The 24,063-nt window shown below is 62.8% G+C and carries 25 protein-coding genes; 17 read left to right on the top strand and 8 right to left on the bottom strand.

Annotation, left to right across the window (positions count from 1 at the left end; translation table 11 throughout):
- The first annotated feature begins 32 nt into the window (after positions 1–32).
- Positions 33–632 carry a GtrA family protein gene (locus P0M12_RS22950; protein WP_064688941.1) on the top strand — a complete coding sequence of 200 codons (600 nt, stop codon included), beginning with the start codon at positions 33–35 and terminating at the stop codon, positions 630–632.
- A gap of 26 nt (positions 633–658) precedes the next feature.
- On the opposite strand, the gene P0M12_RS22945 is transcribed toward P0M12_RS22950, so the two are convergent.
- The 5 genes from P0M12_RS22945 to P0M12_RS22925 form a co-directional block, all read right to left on the bottom strand.
- Positions 659–1,981, bottom strand: coding sequence for a HAMP domain-containing sensor histidine kinase (locus tag P0M12_RS22945; RefSeq protein WP_003940828.1), 1,323 nt, complete (start codon positions 1,979–1,981; stop codon positions 659–661).
- 26 nt (positions 1,982–2,007) lie between these two features.
- A complete protein-coding gene (locus P0M12_RS22940) occupies positions 2,008–2,688 on the bottom strand; it encodes a response regulator transcription factor (RefSeq protein ID WP_003940916.1) in 681 nt (226 codons plus the stop codon).
- Between the two features lie 37 nt (positions 2,689–2,725).
- Positions 2,726–3,292, bottom strand: a complete 567-nt coding sequence (locus P0M12_RS22935) for a PH domain-containing protein (RefSeq protein ID WP_003941034.1) — start codon at positions 3,290–3,292, stop codon at positions 2,726–2,728.
- 90 nt (positions 3,293–3,382) lie between these two features.
- Positions 3,383–3,958, bottom strand: coding sequence for a DUF308 domain-containing protein (locus tag P0M12_RS22930; protein WP_003941007.1), 576 nt, complete (start codon positions 3,956–3,958; stop codon positions 3,383–3,385).
- Positions 3,959–4,076: 118 nt separating this feature from the next.
- The gene (locus tag P0M12_RS22925) at positions 4,077–4,931 is read right to left on the bottom strand and encodes a biotin--[acetyl-CoA-carboxylase] ligase (protein WP_003940755.1); all 855 of its coding nucleotides are present in this window, start codon (positions 4,929–4,931) and stop codon (positions 4,077–4,079) included.
- Positions 4,932–5,046: 115 nt separating this feature from the next.
- On the opposite strand from P0M12_RS22925, the gene P0M12_RS22920 reads away from it, so the two are divergent.
- Genes P0M12_RS22920 through P0M12_RS22910 form a run of 3 tightly spaced genes read left to right on the top strand, consistent with a single transcriptional unit; the run spans position 5,047 to position 7,683 of the window.
- Positions 5,047–6,687 carry an acyl-CoA carboxylase subunit beta gene (locus P0M12_RS22920; protein ID WP_003940853.1) on the top strand — a complete coding sequence of 547 codons (1,641 nt, stop codon included), beginning with the start codon at positions 5,047–5,049 and terminating at the stop codon, positions 6,685–6,687.
- Positions 6,684–7,025, top strand: coding sequence for an acyl-CoA carboxylase epsilon subunit (locus P0M12_RS22915; protein WP_007731147.1), 342 nt, complete (start codon positions 6,684–6,686; stop codon positions 7,023–7,025). Before P0M12_RS22920 ends, P0M12_RS22915 begins: the two co-directional genes overlap by 4 nt.
- 16 nt (positions 7,026–7,041) lie before the next feature.
- Positions 7,042–7,683: a nucleoside triphosphate pyrophosphatase gene (locus P0M12_RS22910; protein ID WP_007731146.1), complete on the top strand. Its 642-nt coding sequence runs from the start codon at positions 7,042–7,044 to the stop codon at positions 7,681–7,683.
- A gap of 109 nt (positions 7,684–7,792) precedes the next feature.
- Here P0M12_RS22910 and P0M12_RS22905 read toward each other — a convergent pair whose 3' ends face one another.
- Positions 7,793–9,097: an HNH endonuclease signature motif containing protein gene (locus P0M12_RS22905; protein WP_277376873.1), complete on the bottom strand. Its 1,305-nt coding sequence runs from the start codon at positions 9,095–9,097 to the stop codon at positions 7,793–7,795.
- 61 nt (positions 9,098–9,158) lie between these two features.
- Positions 9,159–10,856, bottom strand: coding sequence for an MFS transporter (locus tag P0M12_RS22900; protein ID WP_231783243.1), 1,698 nt, complete (start codon positions 10,854–10,856; stop codon positions 9,159–9,161).
- 150 nt (positions 10,857–11,006) lie between these two features.
- On the opposite strand from P0M12_RS22900, the gene P0M12_RS22895 reads away from it, so the two are divergent.
- The 9 genes from P0M12_RS22895 to P0M12_RS22855 all read left to right on the top strand — a co-directional run bounded on the left by P0M12_RS22895 (position 11,007) and on the right by P0M12_RS22855 (position 19,951).
- Entirely contained in the window at positions 11,007–12,500 is a 1,494-nt protein-coding gene (locus tag P0M12_RS22895; RefSeq protein ID WP_042449584.1) for a condensation domain-containing protein, read from the top strand.
- Positions 12,500–13,963, top strand: a complete 1,464-nt coding sequence (locus P0M12_RS22890) for a condensation domain-containing protein (protein WP_042449587.1) — start codon at positions 12,500–12,502, stop codon at positions 13,961–13,963. Before P0M12_RS22895 ends, P0M12_RS22890 begins: the two co-directional genes overlap by 1 nt.
- 118 nt (positions 13,964–14,081) lie before the next feature.
- On the top strand, positions 14,082–14,987 hold the full coding sequence (locus tag P0M12_RS22885) for a sulfurtransferase (protein WP_003940962.1): 906 nt from the start codon (positions 14,082–14,084) through the stop codon (positions 14,985–14,987).
- Positions 14,984–15,400 carry a SufE family protein gene (locus tag P0M12_RS22880; protein WP_003940804.1) on the top strand — a complete coding sequence of 139 codons (417 nt, stop codon included), beginning with the start codon at positions 14,984–14,986 and terminating at the stop codon, positions 15,398–15,400. Before P0M12_RS22885 ends, P0M12_RS22880 begins: the two co-directional genes overlap by 4 nt.
- Before the next feature lie 4 nt (positions 15,401–15,404).
- Positions 15,405–16,805, top strand: coding sequence for a condensation domain-containing protein (locus P0M12_RS22875; protein WP_003940858.1), 1,401 nt, complete (start codon positions 15,405–15,407; stop codon positions 16,803–16,805).
- A gap of 138 nt (positions 16,806–16,943) precedes the next feature.
- Complete coding sequence (locus P0M12_RS22870) at positions 16,944–18,740, top strand: acetyl/propionyl/methylcrotonyl-CoA carboxylase subunit alpha (protein ID WP_030535031.1); 1,797 nt, start codon at positions 16,944–16,946, stop codon at positions 18,738–18,740.
- 76 nt (positions 18,741–18,816) lie between these two features.
- Positions 18,817–19,242 (top strand): DUF1707 domain-containing protein, encoded by a 426-nt coding sequence (locus P0M12_RS22865; protein WP_277376872.1) that lies wholly within the window; start codon positions 18,817–18,819, stop codon positions 19,240–19,242.
- Positions 19,242–19,592: a hypothetical protein gene (locus P0M12_RS22860; RefSeq protein WP_003940792.1), complete on the top strand. Its 351-nt coding sequence runs from the start codon at positions 19,242–19,244 to the stop codon at positions 19,590–19,592. Before P0M12_RS22865 ends, P0M12_RS22860 begins: the two co-directional genes overlap by 1 nt.
- Complete coding sequence (locus P0M12_RS22855) at positions 19,589–19,951, top strand: VanZ family protein (protein ID WP_003940977.1); 363 nt, start codon at positions 19,589–19,591, stop codon at positions 19,949–19,951. Before P0M12_RS22860 ends, P0M12_RS22855 begins: the two co-directional genes overlap by 4 nt.
- On the opposite strand, the gene P0M12_RS22850 is transcribed toward P0M12_RS22855, so the two are convergent.
- The gene (locus tag P0M12_RS22850; RefSeq protein WP_007727222.1) at positions 19,952–20,752 is read right to left on the bottom strand and encodes a tyrosine-protein phosphatase; all 801 of its coding nucleotides are present in this window, start codon (positions 20,750–20,752) and stop codon (positions 19,952–19,954) included. It lies immediately after the preceding gene.
- 130 nt (positions 20,753–20,882) lie between these two features.
- Here P0M12_RS22850 and uraD point away from each other — a divergent pair, with 130 nt between their 5' ends.
- From uraD to P0M12_RS22830, 4 genes are all read left to right on the top strand, one after another.
- Complete coding sequence (gene uraD / locus P0M12_RS22845) at positions 20,883–21,401, top strand: 2-oxo-4-hydroxy-4-carboxy-5-ureidoimidazoline decarboxylase (protein ID WP_030535033.1); 519 nt, start codon at positions 20,883–20,885, stop codon at positions 21,399–21,401.
- Positions 21,398–21,727: a hydroxyisourate hydrolase gene (gene uraH, locus P0M12_RS22840; RefSeq protein ID WP_007727227.1), complete on the top strand. Its 330-nt coding sequence runs from the start codon at positions 21,398–21,400 to the stop codon at positions 21,725–21,727. The genes uraD and uraH overlap by 4 nt, the downstream gene beginning before the upstream one ends.
- A gap of 64 nt (positions 21,728–21,791) precedes the next feature.
- Positions 21,792–22,694, top strand: a complete 903-nt coding sequence (gene pucL / locus P0M12_RS22835; RefSeq protein WP_065352890.1) for a factor-independent urate hydroxylase — start codon at positions 21,792–21,794, stop codon at positions 22,692–22,694.
- A gap of 53 nt (positions 22,695–22,747) precedes the next feature.
- Positions 22,748–24,061, top strand: coding sequence for an 8-oxoguanine deaminase (locus tag P0M12_RS22830; RefSeq protein ID WP_231917462.1), 1,314 nt, complete (start codon positions 22,748–22,750; stop codon positions 24,059–24,061).
- Positions 24,062–24,063 lie beyond the last annotated feature (2 nt).

The following is a 24,063-nucleotide window of genomic DNA, read 5'->3' as shown; positions in this document are numbered from 1 at the left end:
TAACGCGGTTTCGTTTCGTAAACTCATCTGTTGTGCCATTTGTCGACGGGGTCATTGCCCGCATACCCCAACCGTTTCGTGACATCGCTCTGCGTCACAGCGAGCTGATCAAATTCGCGATCGTCGGCGGAACGACCTTCCTCATCGACTCGGGCATCTTCTACACACTCAAGCTGTCGATCCTCGAATCCAAGCCGATCACGGCCAAGATCATCGCCGGCGTCGTCGCGGTGATCGCGTCGTACATTCTCAACCGCGAATGGTCGTTCAAGAACCGTGGTGGCCGTGAACCAGCGCACGAAGCTGCGCTGTTCTTCATCATCAGCGCCATCGGTGTCGTCATCAGCTTCATCCCGCTGTACATCTCCAGTTACGTCTTCAACCTGCGCGTACCCGAAGTCAGCCTGGCGACGGAGAACATCGCCGACTTCATCAGTGCATATGTCATCGGCAACCTGCTGCAGATGGCGTTCCGATTCTGGGCCTTCCGCAAGTTCGTGTTTCCCGACGAGAATCCGGAACCGCTCGAACTGTCCGACACCACAGGATTGTCCGAAACCACAGCGTTATCCGAAACCACAGCGCCTGAGCCGGTAATTCCTGACGCCGAAGAGGAGCTCGGGCACTCCTGAGTTTTCCGTCTGCGCCGGCCTTTCGGTCAGCGCGGTTCGCGGCGCGGAACGACGTCCGCGGTCGGCGCCGTGTTGGCCACCGGCAGGAAGACGGCGAACAAGGCAGGCTTACGCCTCTGCAGTTCCAGTCGGCCCCCGTCGGCTTCGATCAGTGCACGTGCGAGCGCCAACCCGACGCCGGTGGACCCCGCCCCCGAAAATCCTCTGTCGAAGATGTGCGGCGCCAGATCGTTCTCCACACCGGAGCCTTCGTCGGTGACCTCGACGCACACCATCGAGTCACGGCGAGACGAACTGCGACCCGTACCGTCGATCAATCGCACAGACACCGTGCACGTGCCTTCACCGTGTTCGAACGAATTGTCGACCAGAACGGAAACAGCTTCACGCAGACGCGAGCCTGTGGTCGCGGCCATCACCGTGCGATCGCCGCGTAGGCGCAGCCTGCGTCCCTCTCCGTCGAACTGAGCCTGCCAGTCGCGAGTCACCTGTTCCAGCTCGCCGACTACCGACACCAGACTCGCCGATGACCCACTGGTGCGCGACGAGCGAATCAGGTCGTCGATTCCGTCGGTGAGCCTGTCCACTTGCGCCATGGCTTCCTCGGCCTCGTTCACGACGTCAGGATCTTCGTGAACGGACAACTCGTCCAGGCGCAGCCGCACTGCAGTCAGTCGACTGCGCAGTTGATGCGAGACGTCCGCAACCAGCGCGCGCTCTCGTTGCAGCCGCACGGAGATCTCCACGGTTGCCGCATCGAGGACGTCGGACACGCGGTCGAGTTCGGGGATGTCGTGCCGACGAGGATCCGGCCGGAAGTCGCCTTCGGCGAGGCGCGCCGCCCGGTCGGCCACATCCTGCAGCGGATCGGCAAGCCGACGCGCAGTGACCACAGCTACCACGGTGCCTGCCGTGATGGACAGAAGCACGAGCACGCCGACAGCCATCACCGCCTGTTTCTGCTGGGTGCGCAGGTTCTCCGACGGCACCTCGAGGCGCAACGAGCCGGACGTTCCCATCGCGAGCGATTCGACGAGTGCGTTCTTGACCGTCGCCTCACCCACGTCGACGCGTGCGGCGCCGTCGACGACGGTCGGATACACGACGACGAGGCGCCCGTCGTTCGGGGTGAGAACCTTGAGCGAATCTGTGTTCAACGCACCTTCGACGAGTCCGTTCGTCCCCTCTTGCGCGATGACCTCAGCGGCCATCCGGTCGAGGCGCACCCGGAGATCACTTCGCGTCACGTCCTCCACCCAGAGCCACGCCGTGTAGATCAGCGGAACCCCCAGCAGCAACGCCGTCATGATCACGACAGCGAGAATCGACTGCAATATGCGACGCCGCATGCCGGCAGTTCCTGATTCTCGAGAAGTTAGTCGGTGTTGATTCGGAAACCGACACCGCGGACGGTGGCAATCCTGCGTTCCACGGCGGGGCCCTCGTCGCCGATCTTGCGGCGCAGCCACGACATGTGCATGTCGAGCGTCTTCGATCCACGAAGCTCGACGTCGCCCCACACCTCACGAAGGATCGTATCGCGCGAGACCACTTCACCGGCGTGCTCGAGGAGGACCCGCAGAAGCTCGTATTCCTTGTTGGCCAAGGCGATTTCGGAGCCGTTGACGAGTACGCGTCGTGCCGCGGGCTCGAGCCTGATGCCACCGACCTCGACGATCGTGTCCTCGCGGCCACCGTGGCGACGCAGGAGTGCTCGCACACGTGCCATCAACTCGGCGAGACGAAACGGCTTGCTGACGTAGTCGTCGGCGCCCGCGTCCAACCCGACCACGAAGTCGACTTCGTCGGTCCTGGCGGTCAACATCAGCACGGCGAGCGAGGTGCGATGCGCACGAATCTGTCGGCAGACCTCGAGGCCGTCCATGCCCGGAAGGCCGAGATCGAGAATCAACAGGTCGAAATCACCTTCGAGCGCCTGCTGCAACGCAGCGGGTCCGGTCGGTTCGACCGTCACCGAATACCCTTCACGCCCCAAGGCGCGGGAAAGGGGTGCAGCAATGGCCTCGTCGTCTTCGGCTAGCAATACGGCAGTCACACGAACAGACTACGGACAACACGCCTTTGCACGTTGATTACCAGCCATTTCGATCATTCGGGTCGTCGTTTTCACCTGACGGCCACTGCGGTGCCTGCGATGGTGGCTGCTGCATGGAATCGAAAACCTGGTGATACAGCAGGGCGTGAACGTGCTCGACGTCAGGAATGTCGTCGAACTCGAGCGGATCGTCACTGGCAGATGCAATGACCAGAGTTCCGGTCTTGAGCATTCGATCAATCAGGCCGTGACGGAACTGAACATTGCTGATCCGTCCCATGGGAATGTCGATACCCGTGTGCGTGAGCACTCCGTGGCGGATGAGCACTCGCCGATCGGTGACGATGAAATGCGTGAACTTCCAGACCGTGAACGGCGCAACCGATCGCCAGGCCACGACACCGAGCCAGATGATTCCGACGGCAATGGACGACACGGTGCGAGCCGTGCCGTCCAATCTCGTCTGTGCGAGGCCCAGCAAGAACCCGGCGACGGCCGTCGCAAGTACGAACGTCAGCGCCGGAAGCACCAACATCTTCCAATGAGGATGGCGATGCAGTATCAGTTCCTCGTCCTGAGCGAGGGCGTCTTCGGGATATCCCATGACGGGAAGTCTGCCACCCCGCACCGACTTTCAGGCACACCGACTTTCAGGCACACCGACTTTCAGGCACACCGACTTTCAGGGCAACGCTCAGGGCTGCGCGATCTTTCGCAGCACCAACGGGGTCACGACGATGATGATGCCGTACAGCACCATCCACACGCCGACCACGATGCGGAAGACGTCGAGCGAGAGTTCGGGCTGCAGAAGGACGATTGCACCCGCGACGATGCTGATGACTCCGAGCACGATCGACAGACCGCGATCGACGGTGTGCCCGGACGCCGCGTCGACCAGATCGAGAACGCCACGGAATACCCACCAGGCACCGATCACCAACGCGATCAGAACCACCGTCTGCAAAGGGCTACGGAGAACCAGGAATCCGAGGAGCACTGCCAACGCGCCGGAGATCGCGACGAGCGTGCGAGTTCCACCCGAAGCCGTCACGTCCGCAAACGAACGGATGATCTGAACGATTCCGAATCCGAACAACTGGATCGCAATGACAACCGCGACCACGAACAGCGTGGCATCCGGCCACGCGAGTACCGCGATACCCAGTCCCAATGTGAGGACACCGAGCAGCACCGTCACGCCGGTGAGTACGCGGCGAGCGCTCTCGGCCGTCTCGGCTTCGGTCGGAACAACGATCGGTGTGGTCATGACGCCCCTAGGCAGCTCGGTAAATCCCGCAGTTGAGTGAAATGAAGGACGGACGGTTGGTTCGAAAACCGGTCCGGGCCAAAAATTAGCACTTTGGTGCCAGAAAATCCGGCAACGTTCACGATTCGGTGACCGGGGCGGCGCGAAGGTGCGTGATATCACCCGCTGCGACCGCAAAGGTCTCCCCATCTGTTCCCTCGATTTCGATGACGACGCGTCCGGAAGTGTCGACGTCGGTCGCGATACCGAACACCTCCTTGTCGCCCGGCAAGACCGCGCGGACTCGTTTGCCCAGCGTCCCGCAGCGCTGCCGGTATTCGGCAGCCAACACAGATGTATCCCATTTCGACGATTCCCAAGCACGGAATTGCGTCGCCAATTCACGGGCGATTGCGCGAACGAGAGTGTCGCGGTCGACAGTCGATGCTTCTTCGATCAGCAGTGACGTAGCGGTCGGGACGGGCAACTCCTCGACGCCGAGGCTCACGTTCAGCCCGATCCCCACCACCACCGCGGGATCGGGCGCCGTCCTCGCCACCTCGGCCAGAATGCCGGCGACCTTCTTGTCACCGATGAGAACGTCGTTCGGCCACTTGAGTTCTGCGGGCACTTCGGCCACGTTGCGCAGCGCGTCGACGACCGCGATTCCCGACAGTAGCGGGAGCCAACCCATGTCCGCGAGATTCATTCCGGGCATCGACAGCAGAACCGACATCGAGATCTGCGCTTGCGGCGGACTCACCCACGTGCGCGAATGACGGCCACGGGCACTCGCCTGATATTCGGCGATCAGAACGTGACGGTCGGCATCCGGATCTGCCGCTCGCGCAAGGAGATCCGCGTTCGTCGAACCGGTCTCCTCGACAACGTCGAGGCGGTTCCAGAAAACGCGCGCGTCGTCGTTGTCACTGCGCACGAGTGCGCGTCGTAGGGCATTGCCGTCGAGGGGCGGTCGGTTCAAGTCGGTCCACATAGCCCCAGCCTATGACGACGGCGAGAATGTACTGGTCAGTAGCTTGAGCCTGCAAGACAGCGACAATCGGACCTGCCTTCGAAGCCCCCCACGCACTCTCGTTAAGCTCACGTCCATGACCACTGTCCAAGAGCCGAACGCGCCGGAGGCGGCGGCCGCACCCGATATCCACACGACCGCGGGAAAGCTCGCGGACCTGCGGAATCGCCAAGCCCAGGCGCAGGCACCGAGCGGCGAAGCCGCCATCGACAAGGTGCACGCCAAAGGCAAGCTGACCGCCCGCGAGCGCATCACCGCCCTCCTCGACGAGGGCTCCTTCGTCGAACTCGACGCACTGGCACGGCACCGAAGCGTGAACTTCGGTCTCGCTGACAACCGCCCGGTCGGCGACGGCGTCGTCACCGGTTACGGCACCATCGACGGCCGCGACGTCTGTGTCTTCTCACAGGACGCCACCGTTTTCGGCGGATCGCTCGGCGAAATCTACGGTGAGAAGATCGTCAAGGTCATGGACCTCGCGATCCGCACCGGACGGCCCCTCGTCGGCATCAACGAAGGTGCAGGCGCGCGCATTCAGGAAGGCGTCGTCTCGCTCGGCCTCTACGGCGAGATCTTCCACCGCAACGTCCAGGCCTCGGGTGTCATCCCCCAGATCTCACTGATCATGGGACCCGCCGCCGGCGGCCACGTGTACTCCCCCGCACTGACCGACTTCGTCGTGATGGTCGACGAGACCTCCCAGATGTTCGTCACCGGCCCCGACGTCATCAAGACGGTCACCGGTGAAGACGTCACGATGGAAGACCTCGGCGGTGCTCGCACCCACATGGTCAAGTCCGGCGTCGCCCACTACGTCGCTTCCGGCGAGCAGGACGCACTCGACTACGTCAAGGACCTGCTCAGCTACCTGCCGTCCAACAACCAGGCAGCGGCTCCCCGCGGCGAGATCACCGACCCCATCGTCGGTTCGATCGAAGACAGCCTGACCGCCGAGGACATCGAACTCGACACCCTCATCCCGGACTCGGCCAACCAGCCGTACGACATGCACGAGGTCATCCGTCGCATCCTCGACGACGACGAGTTCCTCGAGGTCCAGGCCGAGCGCGCGATGAACATCATCGTCGGTTTCGGTCGCGTCGACGGACGCTCGGTCGGCATCGTCGCCAACCAGCCCACCCAGTTCGCGGGCTGCCTCGACATCGACGCCTCGGAGAAGGCCGCTCGCTTCGTGCGTACCTGCGACGCGTTCAACGTCCCGATCATCACCCTCGTCGACGTTCCCGGCTTCCTCCCCGGAACCGAGCAGGAATACAACGGCATCATCCGCCGCGGCGCGAAGCTCCTCTACGCATACGGAGAAGCAACGGTCGGCAAGATCACGGTCATCACCCGCAAGGCTTACGGCGGAGCGTACGACGTCATGGGCTCCAAGCACATGGGCGCCGACGTGAACCTGGCATGGCCGACCGCTCAGATCGCCGTCATGGGTGCATCCGGAGCAGTCGGATTCGTCTACCGCAAGCAGCTTCTCGAAGCCGCGAAGAACGGCGAAGACGTCGATGCACTGCGCCTCAAGCTGCAGAACGAGTACGAGGACACACTCGTCAACCCGTACGTCGCCGCTGAGCGCGGATACGTCGACGCTGTCATTCCTCCGTCGCACACCCGCGGACAAATCGTTTCCGCATTGCGACTGCTAGAGCGCAAGGCCGTTTCCCTTCCGCCCAAGAAGCATGGGAACATTCCCCTATGACCGCAACCACCGAGGACATTCTCAGCGAAGATGTCGCACTGGCGGAGACTGCACCGACCAACGGTGCGGTCGTCGAGGGAACCGCGACGGATGCTTCGCTCACGGAGCTGACCGAGACGTCGACCTCCGACGCGTCGGTCATCAAGATCGTCAAGGGTTCGCCCACCGACGTCGAGATCGCGGCACTGGTCAGCGTGCTTGCTGCGGCTGCCGGCAGCGGTCAAGCTCCCGAGTCGAACGTTCCCGCGGAGACCTGGGGCGATCCGACTCAGTTCCACCGCACGCGTGCGCCGTTCTCGCCGTACGCGTACCTGAACCCCGCGATCCGTCGCAGCTGACGATCACTCTGCTGACGTGACTCAACTGGTTCTAGCTTCAGCGTCCCCGGCTCGCCTCGCAGTTCTGCGGGCGGCCGGGGTTTCGCCGCTTGTGCGTGTCTCCGGCGTCGACGAGGACAAGATCGCCGACAACCTCGGACCCGACGCCGCCCCCGAAAAAGTCGTGACGGTACTGGCGGAGGCCAAGGCCGCCGAGATCGTTCCCGGTCTTGCCGCCGACAATCTCACCGACGTAGTCGTTGTCGGGTGCGATTCGATGCTCCTGATCGACGGGCAACTTCAAGGCAAGCCGGGCAGCGTCGATATCGCCCGAAAGCGATGGGCCGCAATGGCCGGACGCAGCGCCACTCTCTTGACCGGGCACTGTGTCCTACGCGTCGCCGACGGCCGCATCGTCCGCATGGCCTCGGATCACAGCGCAACAGTGGTTCATTTCGCGCAACCGTCCACCGAAGATCTCGAGGCATACCTGGCAACGGGCGAGCCGCTCCAAGTCGCCGGAGCATTCACGCTCGACAGTCTCGGCGGCTGGTTCGTGGAGAGGATCGAGGGTGATCCCTCGAGTGTCATCGGTATCGGATTACCTTTGGTACGAACACTTCTCGAGCGTGTCGGGGTTTCCGTCTCGGATCTCTGGCGCACGCAGAGCATCTTCTGACGCGTTTTCTCCAAGCACGTTTTCTCTAAGCACCACTGACCAGCCCCGCATCGGGTCCATGCCGATGCGAAGCTGGTCGTTTTTGTTGTCACCGAAAAGGTTTGACCCTTCAGGTTTTGAAGGTGGTGTTGGCCGGCCGCGGGTGCTGCTGCGGGTCGATCGAGGGCGGCGGAATGAACCACGGCTTGTTGTCGACACCGATCCGAATCTCCCACTTCCCGACGAACCCGGATTTCCGGTGCATCAACCGATGATGTGAACGGCACAGCAGGACCAGGTTGTTCATCACCGTCGGGCCACCGTTCGCCCAGTGCCGGATATGGTGCGCATCAGTCCACGCCGGTACACACGTGCAGCCGGGGAACGCGCAGCCTTTGTCTCGGGCGATCAACGCCACTCGCTGCTCCGCGGTCACCAACCGTTTCCCGGGTTTCGCATCCAACGGCGCGCCGTGATCGTCGAGCAGAACGGTGGAGAGGAAACAATCACATCCGAGGAGCCTGGTCCGCGACACCGACAGCGGCCCCAGCCAGGGCATGTGCCCGACATCGAGATCCGATACAGCCATTCCGTCATCAGCAGTGGAGGGTGTTGCGGCGCAGTCCCGGTGCTCGGCGAGATCGCGAGCATTGATGTGCACGTTCACGTGCGGGCGTTGACCACCGTCGGTGCCTGTTTTGGCGCAGTCGAGATAGCGGCGGATCAGTTCGGTGAACCCGTCGGCAGTTCGTTTCGCTGCCGACCGAGAATCCGGGGTTCCATCGGGTGCCGGGGTGGGCATCGTCAGATTCGACAACGCCGACAACAGCATTTCGCCGGTGAGGGCGTCGAAATCCCCGCGCACCACCACTCGACCGTTCAATGTCGACGCGATCCGCAGCTCATTCCGGTCGACGTCTTCGGCGGGTGGAATTTCATCGGATTCGAAGATTCGCTCCAAGGTCGCGATCACGTTCCGCACTTTCGTGGTCGTCGCTTCCACGCCCGACGCAGCCGCAAGCAGTAGGTCGATACAGCGAGGGAGCGCGGCGTCTGGCATGCCTTTCGGCGGTGACTCACAGAACGCCACGATCAACACCGCATGCTCGAACGAACAGTCCCCGCAATCGAACCGAGCCGCCACCGCCGGAAACGGCCGCAAAGCTGCACCCAGCGCGGCGATCTTCTTCCCGTCCCGAACCTGCAGCATCGTGTTGGCCGCCAACCAGGACCCCACACCGCGGCCGGCAATCACCTGATCATCGGAACGCAACGAGAGTTCGTCGACCACGGCCACTCGAACGGCTTCCAGGCGCAGAATCTCCGCGCTCGCCGACACCGCAGCCGCACGCAACTCCGCAGCAGACAACTGCCACAACCGTCCGCGTAACCCCACCGCAGGACCAGACACCACGTCCGACAACAAGACACTCATTGAATCCCCCGATCCCCTGCACACAGGGTACTCGAACACCTGTTCGAGTCAAGGGCAATTTTCAGACCGGCGAATTGACCCGCGGCAGAGCAGTCGACGCCAATCCGATACCGAGCGCAATTGCTGCGATGATCGCGAGCACACGGCGCTGCGCTTCGAGAAATGCTTCGCCGGCCGCCGCGCGAGTCGATGCGTACGCGGCATCAACTGCCACCTGAACGGATTGACCCCCGGCACCGGCGGAGCCGTCCCGGCGACATTCCGGCGCCACCTCCATCGGTGTTCCGGATGCCAATTGGCTTGTTGCGCAATCGACAAAGGCCTTTTCGGCGATGCCGATCAGGCCGGGACCAACGCCGGCAGCTTCAAGGTTCGCAACGTACTCGGGTCGCTCCCCCTGCACTGCTTGCGGAGCTTGCCCCGCGACGAGCGAGAAGAACACCACTCCGATCAAGGCCAGTCCGATGGAGCTGCCAACCTGCTGAACGGTAGGAAGCAGTCCCGACACCGAACCCGCGTGCGCGGGTTCGACCGTCGCAAGGATCGCGGTTTGCAGTGGTGCCACGAACAGTCCGAGACCTGCGCCACCGAGAAGCAGCGGACCGGCGAGCGCGAGCCAGCGTGGATCGGTTCCTTCGCGTTCGAGGATGATCGACAGCGCGATCAGCGAGCCGGCAAAGACGACCATCCCCAGGATCAGAACACGGTTTCCGAGCATCCGGTACACCGCCGATGAGAGAACCGCCGCCACGCCCATTCCGACGGCCCACGGCAGCGTCATGACGCCCGCTCGCAATGCGGAGAACCCGAAGCCGAACTGAAGGGTGAGACTGATGGTGAAGATCAAAGAAGTCAGGGTTCCGAAGAAAACGAACGCAAGAACCGCGCCGATTGTGAAGGCTCGGTCGCGGAAAAGCTCGAGACGAAGGACCGGATCGCCGCCTCGTTTCGCCAAACGCGATTCGTAGAGCACAAACGCCACTGCCACCGGCGCCGACATCGCGAGCATTACGACAAGACCTGTGGGCCATCCGCGCGCCCTTCCCTCGGCCAGGGGAAGGATCAGCAGGAACAGCGCCAGTGATGACAGTGCGGCGCCGATGAGGTCCAGTGAGCGTACATGCTCAGCGCGAGCATCGACGAGATGGAAATATCCGAGAATCAAGGCGGCGATGCCGATCGGGATGTTGACGAAGAAGATCAGGCGCCAGCCCCAGTCGAACAGATTCCACTCGATCAGCAGCCCGCCGATCAGAGGCCCACTGACCGTTGCGAGCCCGATGGTCGCACCGTAGATCCCGAAGACTCGCGGATGCCTGGCCTTCGGAAACAGACCCGAGATGATGGCGAACGTCTGGGCGGACATCGAACCGGCCGCCAATCCTTGCAGACCCCGGAAGACGATCAACATCGTCGCGCTCTGCGCGAGCCCGCACAGCAACGAGGCAACCACGAATACGGACAAGGCGGTCAGAAAAACAACTCTACGGCCGAACAGGTCCCCCAGCCGCGCTGCAGTGATCAACGAACACGCGAAAGCCAGGATGTACACGCTGACCATGAGCAACTGCGCCGATACGCCTGCTTGAAGATCGACGGCGATACTCGGAAGCGCGACGTTGACGATGGTCGCGTCGAGCAATTGCATGAATGCCGCCGCCAGACTCGTCGCCAACCCGAGCCAGGGCGTCAGAGAACCAGCTCGCCGCCCGCCCTTGTGGTCGGCGCCGACAGCGTCACCTAAAGGGTCCGGAAGCACCGAATGATCCTAATCGAACACAACGCTTCTAGAACCTGTTCTTGTTTAGATTGTAGTATTTCGGACAATTCAGTCCCCCAGATGGGATAGTTCGTCGTCTGCCCATTTTCAGAGCAGGCTTCTCGACGACACACGCAGGAGTTCTACTCGATGGATCTGAACTTGATCACCCATTGGCACCCGCTTCCTGGGCGGGTAATCGAATGGGGCGTCACGCATGCTTCCGCTCAACGAGCCGCCGAAGCCGAGATCGACCGAGAACTACCCCCGACCACGATGCAGGATCGCCACCTGCGACGCGCCCGCGTCACCGCAGAGAAGGGCGATCCGCAGTCTCCGTGGATCGGTATCGCCTTCGATTTCGCAGGAACACTGGACCGCGACGCCATGACGCGAGCACTTCAGCGCTACATCCGTCGCCACGACACGCTGCACAGCTGGTTCTCGTTCGACGAAGCAACCACCGACGCTGCGGACACCTCGTTCGAGGTCCGTCGACACGTGGTGCCGGTCGAAAGCATCGAACTCGAGTATCGCGTCGGCGACGACGTCTCCGAATCCGAGGCGATCCGCGCGCTCGTCGCGACCAAGTTCGCCACCGAAACCAGCGCGCTGCAGTGGCCGGCCTTCGTGTTCGGTGCCGTCGAGCACCACCATGCCGACCTCGAAGCCGATCCGAGCTTCACCCTGTTCCATGCAGTCGACCACGCCCATTCGGACATGAACTCGATGGTGCTGATGTACGCAGAATTGCGTCAGCTCTACGCCGCGGAAACGACCGGATCGCATCCCGAGCTCGGGCCGGCCGGAAGTTACGCACAGTTCGGTCGCGTCGAACGCGAGCGAACAACCGAACTGACGATGCAGTCACCCGAAGTGCACCAGTGGCTCGGTTACCTCATGCGCAGCGGCGGCTCGTTCCCCGGATTTCCGCTCCCACTCGGGGCCGAAGACGCGCCCAAACCGGCTATCGGTTCACGCTTCGACCTGGCCGACGACATCGAGTGCGAGAAGTTCGGTGCGGTTTGTAAAGCCAACGGCGCCAATTTCATCGGCGGAATGTTCACCGCGCTCGCGATTGCGGAATTCGAACTCGCCGGACGCGACAAGTACATCGCCCTCTCGCCGGTCAGCACACGAACCGAGGCCGACTCGTTTGCGCAGGGCTGGTACATCAACCTGATCCCGGTCGGCATCGACGTCGACGACAAGCGACGCTTCACCGAGTTGGCAAAGCTCGGGCAGCAGGGGTACCACGACGGCAAGGCACTCCTCGATGTCTCTGTGCAGCAGGTCATCGATCTGGTTCTGTCGAGCTTGGCCGAGTCGGATTCCGCACCCGGCGGACTGTCGAAGACGCTCACCCCGCCGCCGATCGTCTCGTACATCGACGGCCGACGCATGCCGGATCCATACAGTTACGCCGAGACGAAGGCAACGGGAATCGTCGGCGGCAAAGAGACTCAGATCGCGTCGATGTGGATCAACCGGATGCACACCGGAACCTGGATCGCCGTGTCTCACCCCGACACCCCCATTGCCCACGAATCGGCCACCCGCTTCGCCGAGCATGTCTCGAAGATCATCAAAACTGTTGCAGCTCAAGGCGACTACTCGTTCGTGGCACCAGAGGGAGTGGCCTGATGCATGTCACCTCGATCGATCGATACGGACTCGACCCCGGAATCGTCACCGAATGGTCGCTTCAGCCCGCGGACGGCGCCGTCACCGAGTCGGAAGTACCACCGTCGTACAACCAGCATTTTCACCTCGAGACTGCGCGAACACACGGCATGGGCCGGAGTGTGTGGATGGCAGCCGCATTCGACCTTCCCGGAGAACTGAATCGGCCTGCACTCGACCTCGCGCTGCGCCTGTTCATCAGTCGCCATGACACTCTGCACACAGGATTCGAGGTGGGCGAGTTCACCACCACCCGAATGGGACTCGATCCAGACGGCACACACATCGAGACTTCGGAACCTCTGAAATTCGATTCGACCGAAGACCTCCGAGCGCATCTCAAGAAGCGATTCACGACGGTATGCGATCCACTGACCTTCCCTGCATACACGTTTGCCACGGTCGAACGCGAAGAGCATTACACGGTCCTGAGCGCGTTCGATCACACACTCGTCGACGGCTACTCGTTGGTCATCGCTCTCGGGGAACTGCGACAGATCTACGAGGGACTGATCGCCCTACCCGACCTGACCGACCACGAGGCCGTCGACGCAGTGATGAGCCGACTGGGTGACCCGGGAAGTTTCGTGCGGTACTGCGAACTGGAGGCAGACGCTCTGCTTCCCGTCGACAACGACCCTCGAATCCGAGAGTGGGCAAGGTTCTACGAGATCTGCGGTGGCACATCACCGAGTTTCCCCTTGGATCTCGGCGTCGAGGGCGGAAAGCCCGCGCCGCAGGGCGCCGATGTGCGCGTGCTGCTCGACGAGGAATTGACTGCGACGTTCGACGAGATCTGCCTATCCGCCGGCGGTAGCGTGTTCACCGGAATCCTCACTGCGATGGGACTTTCCGTCCACTCGTACACCGGCCAGTCGACGCTTCCGCTGCAATTTCCGCTTCACATTCGCAAAGATCCGCGGTGGGCCGACGCGATCGGCTGGCTCACCACCAGCGCGCCGATCACGGTCCAGATCACTCCCGACGCGGATTTCGGTGCATCCCTTGCACATACGCACGCGTCGTTCCGAGTTGCGTTGACGCTCGAGGGCGTCACCATGGCCCAGGTTCGAGATGCTTTGGGCGACAAGATTCGACGCACGCGCACCGACGTCTTCATGGTGTCGTACATCGATTACCGCAAACTACCCGGCACAGACGATCATGATCTCCTCAACGCCCATCACATCAGCAATGTGACGGTCGCCGACGATGCCCAGTTCTGGATTTCGCGAACGAACCGTGGTCTCTCGCTGCGTTCACGCTTTCCCGATACCGAGACGGCAAACGAAACCATGGTGAATTTCCTCACCGAACTCGACCGGATTCTGAGAGAAGTCTGCGCCCGGGGCGTGACGCCGATCGGAAGTGTCACCGAACAATTGAGAGATTCGAGCGTCGGAGCAGGAACACCGAGGATTTAGGGTCGGCAACGGGCACGAGCAGGCAGAACCTGCTTCCGGGCGTCTCACCTTGCGCACAGCGCATAGAATCGATCAAGTCCGTGTTCGAACCGAACGATTCGTCTTCAGGAGTACGCCCGTGCCCGTTGCCCCCGATCCCTCAACCGCGTTTGCCGAGTTCGCGCATCCCGACCGGTTGGTCTCGACGGAATGGCTCTCGGCGAATCTCGGTGCGCCGGGCCTCAAGGTTGTCGAATCCGACGAAGACGTGTTGTTGTACGACGTCGGCCACATCCCCGGAGCCGTGAAGATCGACTGGCATCTCGACCTCAACGATCCGGTCACCCGCGACTACATCGACGGTGCGAAGTTCGCAGAGTTGATGAACCGCAAGGGCATCGGCCGCGACGACACCGTGGTCATCTACGGCGACAAGAGCAACTGGTGGGCGGCCTACGCACTGTGGGTCTTCACTCTGTTCGGCCACGAGGACGTCCGTCTTCTCGACGGTGGCCGCGATGCGTGGATCGCCGAGAACCGCGACACCGCTTTCGACGTTCCCGACATCACGTCAACGGATTACCCGGTCGTCGAGCGCAACGACGCTCCCATTCGCGCATTCAAGGACGACGTTCTCGCGCACTTGGGCGACGGGCCGCTCATCGACGTGCGATCTCCGCAGGAGTACACCGGCGAGCGCACCCACATGCCCGACTACCCCGAAGAGGGTGCGTTGCGTGGTGGACACATTCCCAGCGCGCTCAGCATCCCGTGGGCGAAGGCAGCGGCACCGGACAGCCGCTTCCGCACCCGTACCGAACTCGGCGAGATCTACGGCGACCTGTCGGCCGACGACAACATCGTCGCGTACTGCCGCATCGGTGAGCGTTCCAGTCACACCTGGTTCGTGTTGACTCATCTTCTCGGCTACCCGAACGTTCGTAACTACGACGGTTCATGGACCGAGTGGGGCAATGCCGTGCGCGTCCCGATCGTCCAGGGCGAAGAGCCCGGCGCCGTTCCGTCCTCTGTATCGGCGTCATGAGCGCTCTTCCTTCGGCTCTGGCCGAGATCGTCGACGACTTCGCGGCCGTCGGCGCCTCGGACAAGCTCACCCTTCTTCTCGAGTTCAGCCGAGAGCTGCCGCCGTTGCCGGCGGAGCTCGAGCAGAGCGCGATGGAGCCGGTCCCCGAATGTCAGTCGCCGCTCTTCCTCTCGGTCGACGATTCGGATCGCGACAACGTCCGTCTGTACTTCAGCGCTCCCCCCGAGGCCCCCACGACGCGTGGTTTCGCATCGATCCTCGCGCAGGGGCTCGACGGCCACAGCGCCGACGAGATCCTCGGTGTACCCGACGACTTCTATTCGGCGCTCGGTCTCGCAGAAGCCGTGAGCCCGCTCCGTCTGCGCGGAATGTCGGCCATGCTCGCGCGCATCAAGCGGCACTTGCGGGGCTGAAAACATGGAGTTCACCGAACTGGCCGACTATGCGATTCCGGCCGGCGCACTCGTCGAATGGTTGCCGTGCGCAACCGGGCCCTGGGTTCCGGATCCGCGCCCCGTCTCCTACATTCACGAGGCACATCTCAACCGTTCCGCTGCAGGCGCAGGCGACAAGTCTTGGCTGGGAACAGCTTTCGAGATTTCCGGCCCGCTCGACGTCGATGCGTTCCGAGTCGCTCTCGGCCGGTGGATCGACCGTCACGAAGTTCTGCGCTCGCATACCGTGCTCGAGCCCTCGAGCGGCGAGATCACCCGGCACACGGTCCCGCTCGGCGGAATCGACATCGGGGTCGTCAGCCACGGCTACGACGCGTCCAGCCAGGACAACTTCGACCACCTTCACCGCCTGTTCGACGATTACGCGTCCCCGCACAGTTGGCCGTCGTACGTCTTCGCGACGTTGACGCCCCGCGGTGGCGACGGTCCGTTCACCGTGTTCTTCGCGGCGGACCACTCGATCATCGACGGGTTCTCGATCGTGCTGGTCGCTCACGAGATTGCAGCTCTCTACCGCGAGGCCTCGACCGGTAGTGCTGCAAATCTGTTTCCGGTGGGTAGCTACGTCGATTTCGGTGCCGTCGAACGCGAGCAGATGGCCGACATGGAAGCCGAGAAGGCTGCGGTCGAGATCTGGCGAAAGGCTCTCGGCACGGACGGTCTACCCCAGTTCCCGCTACCGATCGGAGACCGTGGAACCGATTCTCAGAACGGCCTGTCGACCTGGCTGCTCGACGCCGACCAGTCCAAGGCCTTCAGTTCGACGTGTGCAGCCACCGGCGTGGGGTACTTCGCCGGACTTCTCGGCGGACTTGCCGCTGTAGGTCGCGAAGTCGCGGGATCCGATCGATTCGAGGTCGTGACGCCGGTTCACACCCGCAGCGCTCAGGAGTGGGCGGGCGCGCTCGGCTGGTTCGTCGGACTGTGCCCGGTCGAGTTCGCCGTTGGATCGGACTGTTCGTTCGGCGACCTCGCGACACGCGCCGCCGAATCCATCGCTTCGGTCAAGCCTGCCGCAGCTGTCCCGTTCGATCGGATCGGTGAGCACCTCGAAACCCCGATCCGACCGCGATTCGTCGTGTCCTACATGGACGTTCGCTTCGTGCCCGAAGCCGCACAGTGGCCCGAATGGAACGCCAGAGCACTTCGAAGCAAGGCATATACGCACGACGTCTACATCTGGATCAACCGCACACCCCAGGGACTCAACCTCGCGGTCAGGTACCCAGGCAACGAGACGGCGAACGCGGCGGTTCACGCCTACGTGGCCGCACTGCGCCGGACCATCGAAGAAATCGTCACCGAACCGGACGCCGCCACCTCCGACAGCTACTCATCGGTAGTTTTCGAAACCGTTTCCTAAGCCGGAGTGGGCTTTAGCGATCCGGTTACAACCAGCGCCGAAGCGATGCATACACTCCGAAGTGATGCCAATCCCCCGATGGTGAAATCCCAGAGGAATACACCGCGGAGACAGACTATGCGAACCACAGGAGGCTCAGTGCCCAGTCATGCCAGCGCGCACATTACGAAGGTGCTTGTCGCGAACCGCGGTGAAATCGCGGTACGGGTCATCCGGGCGGCCAAGGATGCCGGCTACGGCAGCGTTGCCGTTTACGCCGAGCCCGATGCAGACGCGCAGTTCGTGAAGCTCGCAGACGAGGCATTTGCCCTCGGTGGACAGACGTCCGCCGAGTCCTACCTCGTGTTCGACAAGATCCTCGACGCAGCCAAGAAGTCCGGCGCCGACGCCATCCACCCCGGCTACGGTTTCCTCTCCGAGAACGCCGACTTCGCCCAGGCCGTCATCGACGCGAACCTCATCTGGATCGGTCCGTCACCGCAGTCCATCCGCGACCTCGGCGACAAGGTCACAGCACGCCATATCGCAGAACGCGCGAAGGCGCCGATGGCAGCAGGCACCAAGGATCCCGTCAAGGGCGCCGACGAGGTCGTCGCATTCGCCAAGGAATACGGCGTCCCGGTTGCGATCAAGGCTGCCTTCGGTGGCGGTGGACGCGGCATGAAGGTCGCCCAGACCATCGAGGAAATCCCCGAGCTGTTCGAGTCGGCCACCCGTGAGGCCATCGCAGCCTTCGGTCGCGGCGAGTGCTTCGTCGAGCAGTACCTGGACAAGGCCCGCCACGTCGAGGCTCAGGTCATCGCCGACCAGCACGGCAACGTCGTCGTCGCCGGTACCCGCGACTGCTCGCTGCAGCGTCGCTTCCAGAAGCTCGTCGAAGAGGCTCCCGCTCCCTTCCTGACGGACGACCAGCGTGCACGCATCCACGCATCCGCCAAGGCCATCTGCAAGGAAGCCGGCTACTACGGCGCCGGAACGGTCGAGTACCTGGTTCAGGGCGACACCATCTCCTTCCTCGAGGTCAACACCCGCCTGCAGGTCGAGCACCCCGTCACGGAAGAGACCGCGGGCATCGACCTCGTGCGTCAGCAGTTCCTCATCGCCAACGGCGAAGAACTCTCCATCAAGGAAGATCCCACCCCGCGTGGACACTCCTTCGAGTTCCGCATCAACGGCGAAGACGCCGGCCGCGGCTTCATGCCTGCCCCCGGCCCGGTCTCCGTCTACCGTGAGCCCACGGGCCCCGGCGTTCGCGTCGATTCCGGTGTCGTTGCCGGCGACGTCATCGGCGGACAGTTCGACTCCATGCTCGCCAAGCTCATCGTCACCGGCGCCACCCGCGAAGAGGCCCTCCAGCGGGCATCGCGCGCTCTGGCCGAGTTCGAGATCGACGGCCTCGCGACCGTTCTCCCGTTCCACCGCCACATCGTCGAGAACCCGGCGTTCATCGGCGACGGCGAGAAGTTCGACATCTACACCAAGTGGATCGAAACCGACTGGGTCAACCCCATCGAGCCGTACGCAGGCGCCGGTGCTCCCGTCGACGACGAGGACGAGGCTCTGCCGCGTCAGAACGTCGTCGTCGAGGTCGGTGGACGTCGCGTCGAGGTTTCCCTCCCGGGCCAGTTCTCGCTCGGCAACGGCGGCGGCGCTGCCTCCGGTGCGATCCGCAAGAAGCCGAAGGCGCGCAAGCGCGGCGGCGCCGGCGGAGGTGCAGCATCGGGTGACGCTGTCACGGCTCCGATGCAGGGCACCGTCGTCAAGGTTGCAGTGACCGAAGGCCAGGAAGTCGCAGAAGGCGATCTGATCGCCGTTCTCGAAGCCATGAAGATGGAAAACCCCGTCAACGCGCACAAGGCCGGTGTCGTCACCGGACTGTCCGTCGAGCCGGGTGCAGCAATCACGCAGGGAACGGTTCTCGCAGAACTGAAGTAGGGCCTCCGGCCCCGTGCGCCTTTCCGGTAGTCCCCACTACCGGAAAGGCGCACAGTCGTTTGAGTAGGCTGTAACGATGGCTGACGTCCCCGACATTCGCATCGGCACTGCAGAACGCGAGCAGGCACTCGATCTCCTGAGCGAGCACTTCGCCGCAGGCCGCCTCACCGTCACCGAGTTCGACGAGAGAAGCGGAATCGTCAGTGCCGCAACAACTCGCAGTGAACTCGTTCCGGTGTTCGCCGATCTTCCGGGCAACTACCAAGCCCCCGGCACCGCTCCCCTGTCGATGGTGATGCCTCCCGACGCACCGGCGGAGCGAGGCTTCAACCCCGACTGGTCCGGTCGCGTCATGGCCGTCGTCCCGATTCTCGCGGTGATCCTGTTCTTCGTCACCGGCACCTGGTTGTGGTTCCTCGCGATTCCCCTGGCCGGTGCACTGCTGTTCGGTACCGACCGGGAACGCAAAGCCAAGCGCCGCCGCGAGCGGGACTCCGACTGATGGAGCCGATCGAGATCAACGCAGGCGGCTGGTATCTACGCGCACTACGCGCAGACGAGCGTGTGGACGACCGCCCCGCCCTTGCCGATGGTGGTATCACCGACCCCGATTACGTGAGTCAGCGAAGCGCTCAGTGGCACGAAAACAGCGTCTACTCCTGGGCAGTGTGCCAACCCAACACCGGTGAGCTTCTCGCCGAGGTCGTTCTGACGCCTCTCGACTCCACCGCCCTGCTCACCGGCTGGGCCCGCGACGGGCACACCGAGGCGCTCACGACGGCCGCCGACGCCGTCACCAGATTCGCCGAAGGTGCACTCGGACTCGTCGTCGTCGAGGGGCAGACGAATTGAAGAACAACCGATACTGGCCGTTGGCGATCGCCGTGGTCATTGCCCTGATCATGCTCTTCTCCCCGGGTTCCACCGTGCCCTCGAGCCCGGAGAACACCGACAAGATCACTCACACGCTGATGTTCGCGGTATTGGCGATCACCTCGTTGCACGCGCGGATCCCGGTGTGGCTCACGGCTGTGTGGTTGTTGATCTTTGCCGCGACGTCCGAGGTTCTTCAAGCAGCGCTGCCCATTTCGCGTTCCGGTTCGATCTGGGACGGCAGCGCCGACCTGCTCGGCATCGCCATCGGGATCGGTATCGTCAGCCTCTTGACGAGGCGACGAACTTCCCGCCGAGACGAGCCGAGCAGGTCCTGATCAGCTGAGCAGGTTGCTCCGCAATTGGTCCTGGGTCGACGCGTCGATCTTCAAGCCGTCGGTGAAGTAGGCCTCGATGGATCCGTGTACCTGCGCGAGCTCTGCCATCGACGCCTCCAGGTACTCGCGCCTGACACCGAGGACACCCTCGAGCAGGGTCGGGTCGATCCCCTTGGCCTCGAATCGCTCGAGGAGCGGCGCGAACATCGGCAACAAAATCTTGTTGGTTTCGAGGTAGTCCGCGAAGACCGCGTCCTCGGAGGCACCCAGGAACAGCAGTAACGCGGCCGCTGCCCAACCCGTGCGATCCTTGCCCGTGGTGCAGTGAATGAGTGCCGGCGAGCTGGGCGGCTGCGCCAAGTCGACGAACAGTTGCCGGTACGACGCGACCGCACTCGGCAAGGTCACGAAATCGCGGTAACTTCCCTGAAAGTACTCGAGCGCCTGGCCGCTGCCCAACGCTTCGGCAGCAAACGCCGGGTCGGCGATCATCTGCTGCATCTGAGCCGGAATGGCGCGATACTGCTTGTCCGCCAATACGTCCAGGCCGATTTCTCGGATACCGTCCGGCGTCAGATCCGGTGCCGTCTCGCGTTCGGATTCGGTGCGCAGATCGTAGATCGTGACGATGCCCAGATCGGCGAGGGTCTGTGCGCCGTCCGCACTGAGCGATGCCAGATCGGTGGAACGAAACACGCTCCCGGTGCGGACGGTGCCACCGAAGCTCGATTCGGGGCCACCGATGTCTCGGAGGTTCGCCAGGGACGGTACGACGGAAGACAGCTTCGGAGTATCGGTCATACCTGAGAATGTATCGGTCGCCGAGAAACCGTGATCGGGGAAGAGCAGCCGGAGAAATAAGATCGAGACACATCATCTCCCGTAATTGCTGCGCTACAGATCCGTAACATGCTCAAGTAATCCTGTGGACATGCCTACAACGAATTCCAGTGGTCTCGGAGCCTTCGATGCGCTCGGTGACCACCAGGCAGTCGCGGCGCTGCTCGAGTGTTGCCATTCCGCCGTGTGGGCACAGGAAATCGCCTCGTCTCGCCCGTTCGCCGATCTGGAAGCTCTGTTCGACAAAGCAGATGCGGTGCTGGCCGAGCTTCCCGAGTCCGAGATCGACGACGCTCTCTCCGGCCACCCACGAATCGGTGAGCGAAGCGAGAGCGCGGCCTCTACCCGTGAACAGTCGGGAGTCTCGTCGGCGACAGAAGACGTACTCGCGGAACTTCGACGGAAGAACGCCGAGTACGAAGAGACATTCGGCCATGTTTACCTGGTCTGCGCGTCGGGGAAATCTGGAACGGAGCTCCTCGACATCCTTCGAGGTCGTCTCCGAAACGACCCGGCGACCGAGCGTTCCGTGCTTCGAACCGAATTGGCCGCCATCAATCGGATCAGACTCGCCCGTCTGATCGATGCACTCGCCGGAGGCACAGCATGAGCAAGACCCTCAGCACGCACGTTCTCGACGCGACGACGGGCAACCCCGCGGCGGGGATTCGCGTCGAACTTCGTGATCGAGACGGCGCCTCCGTCACCACTGCGGAGACCGACTCCGACGGCCGCATCCCCGAACTTGCTCCCGGTGGCCTGACCGCCGGTCACTACACCCTGACTTTCGACACCGGAACGTATTTCGAGACCAACGGACAAGAAAACTTCTACCCGGAAGTGACAGTGACCTTCCGGGTGGACGACACGGCACGGGGCTATCACGTCCCACTGTTGCTGTCTCCCTTTGCTTATTCCACCTATCGCGGGAGCTGAACACGTGACTACCGAAAACATCACGACCGGCAACATCACAACCGGCAGTACGAACACCGAACGGTTGAGCGGATCGATCGAACTATCGGGTCACCAGTACGGCAAAGCGGAAAATCGAGTAGTCCGAATCTATCGAGACACCCCCCGTCACGAAATTCACGACATCAACGTCTCCACCTGCCTGCGTGGAGATTTCGCCGACGCGTACCTCACCGGTGATCAATCGAAGGTTCTGCCGACCGACACGCAGAAACAAACGGCCTACTCCTACGCCAAGGAAAAGGGTCTGATCTCGATCGAGACGTACGGACTCGAACTCGCCCGTCATTTCGTCGACGACATCGAACCGGTCAGTGGCGCGCGGATCGAGATCGAGGAATACGCCTGGGAGCGTGCGATTGTCGACGGCAGCGAGCACGACTACACCTGGATTCGGAAGGGTCAGGAAGTTCGGACGGCGTCGATCACCATCGCCGATACCGGGACATGGGTGATCGGCGGCCTGAAGGACCTGGTGATCCTCAAATCGACCGGTAGTGAGTTCTCGGGTTTTCTCGAAGATCCGTACACCGTTCTCGAGCCGACCGACGACCGCGTCATGGCGACGACGTTGGTCGCCCAGTGGCGATTCGTCACCACCGACGTCGACTGGGAATCGGTCTACACGGGCATCAAGGCACAGATCGTCAAGCAGTTCGCACAGGTACATTCACTTGCCCTGCAGCAGACGCTCTTCCACATCGGCAAGGCAATCCTCGAGGAATTCCCGATCATCGCGGAGGTTCGACTGTCCGCACCCAACAAGCATCATTTCGAATATGCACTCGGCCGCTTCGGAGTGGAGAACGACAACGAGGTGTTCCACGCTGCAGATCGTCCGTACGGCCTGATCCAAGCTGCGGTCAGCCGATCCGACGCACCAGACGCGGGACCGTCGTGGACCACCTACGCCGGTTGGTTGTCGTGACCGAATCAGTTCTCGGGGCAACACTCGTCGTGGCGGGCGCTCATGTGGTCACGATGGACGGCGACCGCTCCGAGTACTCCGACGGCTATGTGGTGATCTCGGGCAACAAGATCGTCGACGTCGGCGCCGGAACGCCACCCGAATACCCGGGTGCGCAAGTGATCGACGGGAGTGGTTGCCTGATCACGCCGGGTCTGGTCAACACACATCATCATCTCTACCAATGGATCACCCGAGGCCTGGCCGCGGACTCGACGCTTTTCGAGTGGCTGACCACCCTGTACCCCGTCTGGGCGGGTATCGACGCCGACGCCGTCCACGTGGCGGCCACCGGCGGCCTCACGTGGTTGGCGAAAACCGGATGTACGACCACCACCGACCACCACTACGTCGTTCCCCGCGACGCCGGCGACGTTTTCGAGGCCGAGATCACCGCGGCTGCGCAGGTCGGCCTTCGATTCCACCCGTGCCGTGGGTCGATGGATCTCGGCCAGAGTTCCGGCGGCCTGCCACCGGATCACGTCGTGGAAAAACTCGATGACATCCTGACCGGCACGCAGTCGGTGATCGACCGTTGGCACGACCCGAATCCCGGATCGATGCTGCAGATCGCGGTAGCTCCCTGCTCACCCTTCTCGGTGACGGAGGCATTGCTCCGCGAGTCCGCGACGCTGGCCCGCGAAAACGGCGTGCGTATGCACACGCATCTGGCCGAGACACTGGACGAGGAGAGATTCTGCCGCGAGCATTTCGGTTGCACGCCGGTCGAATACATGGAACGAGTCGGCTGGGTGGGCCCGGACGTCTGGTACGCCCACGCAGTCCATCTCGACGACGCCGGTATCGAGACGATGGCGCGAACCGGAACTGCGGCGGCGCACTGCCCGACCTCCAATGCGCGCCTGGGAGCCGGTATCGCCCGTGCCGCCGATCTGGTGAACGGCGGGGTCACCGTGGGGCTCGGCGTGGACGGCGCGGCGAGCAATGAAGCTTGCAGCCTGATCGAGGAGTCTCGTCATGCACTTCTGTTTGCTCGCGCGAAGGGCGGACCGCAGACGATGACGGTGCGAAAAGCCTTGGAATTGGGAACGATCGACGGCGCACGAGTTCTGGGCCGCGAGGGCGAAATCGGATCGATCGAGGTCGAAAAACTTGCCGACCTGGCGGTGTGGAAACTCGACACCGTCGCGCATGCCGGCATCACCGATCCGGTGGCGGCGCTCGTACTCGGCTCGACTCCCCCGCTGAAGTTACTGCTCGTCAACGGGCGAATCGTAGTTGCCGACGGACGAGTCACCACCGTCGACGAGGACGTCGTGGCCTCGGATGTCGCACGCGCACACCGCGATCTACTCGGAAAGGCTTGAGG

The sequence above is a fragment of the Rhodococcus sp. RCBS9 genome (assembly GCF_029457415.1).
Taxonomy (GTDB): Bacteria; Actinomycetota; Actinomycetes; order Mycobacteriales; family Mycobacteriaceae; genus Rhodococcus_F; species Rhodococcus_F qingshengii.
The sequence above is the reverse complement of the archived record's forward strand: the minus strand, read 5'-3'. Positions and strand labels throughout refer to the sequence as shown.

Coding starts and splice junctions, on each gene's coding strand:
- P0M12_RS22945 (WP_003940828.1), bottom strand. CDS start 1,981: ATGCGGCGTCGCATATTGCAGTCGATTCTCGCTGTCGTGATCATGACG.
- P0M12_RS22935 (WP_003941034.1), bottom strand. CDS start 3,292: ATGGGATATCCCGAAGACGCCCTCGCTCAGGACGAGGAACTGATACTG.
- P0M12_RS22930 (WP_003941007.1), bottom strand. CDS start 3,958: ATGACCACACCGATCGTTGTTCCGACCGAAGCCGAGACGGCCGAGAGC.
- P0M12_RS22925 (WP_003940755.1), bottom strand. CDS start 4,931: ATGTGGACCGACTTGAACCGACCGCCCCTCGACGGCAATGCCCTACGA.
- P0M12_RS22920 (WP_003940853.1), top strand. CDS start 5,047: ATGACCACTGTCCAAGAGCCGAACGCGCCGGAGGCGGCGGCCGCACCC.
- P0M12_RS22915 (WP_007731147.1), top strand. CDS start 6,684: ATGACCGCAACCACCGAGGACATTCTCAGCGAAGATGTCGCACTGGCG.
- P0M12_RS22905 (WP_277376873.1), bottom strand. CDS start 9,097: ATGAGTGTCTTGTTGTCGGACGTGGTGTCTGGTCCTGCGGTGGGGTTA.
- P0M12_RS22895 (WP_042449584.1), top strand. CDS start 11,007: ATGGATCTGAACTTGATCACCCATTGGCACCCGCTTCCTGGGCGGGTA.
- P0M12_RS22890 (WP_042449587.1), top strand. CDS start 12,500: ATGCATGTCACCTCGATCGATCGATACGGACTCGACCCCGGAATCGTC.
- P0M12_RS22880 (WP_003940804.1), top strand. CDS start 14,984: ATGAGCGCTCTTCCTTCGGCTCTGGCCGAGATCGTCGACGACTTCGCG.
- P0M12_RS22875 (WP_003940858.1), top strand. CDS start 15,405: ATGGAGTTCACCGAACTGGCCGACTATGCGATTCCGGCCGGCGCACTC.
- P0M12_RS22865 (WP_277376872.1), top strand. CDS start 18,817: ATGGCTGACGTCCCCGACATTCGCATCGGCACTGCAGAACGCGAGCAG.
- P0M12_RS22860 (WP_003940792.1), top strand. CDS start 19,242: ATGGAGCCGATCGAGATCAACGCAGGCGGCTGGTATCTACGCGCACTA.
- P0M12_RS22850 (WP_007727222.1), bottom strand. CDS start 20,752: ATGACCGATACTCCGAAGCTGTCTTCCGTCGTACCGTCCCTGGCGAAC.
- uraD (WP_030535033.1), top strand. CDS start 20,883: ATGCCTACAACGAATTCCAGTGGTCTCGGAGCCTTCGATGCGCTCGGT.
- uraH (WP_007727227.1), top strand. CDS start 21,398: ATGAGCAAGACCCTCAGCACGCACGTTCTCGACGCGACGACGGGCAAC.
- P0M12_RS22830 (WP_231917462.1), top strand. CDS start 22,748: ATGGACGGCGACCGCTCCGAGTACTCCGACGGCTATGTGGTGATCTCG.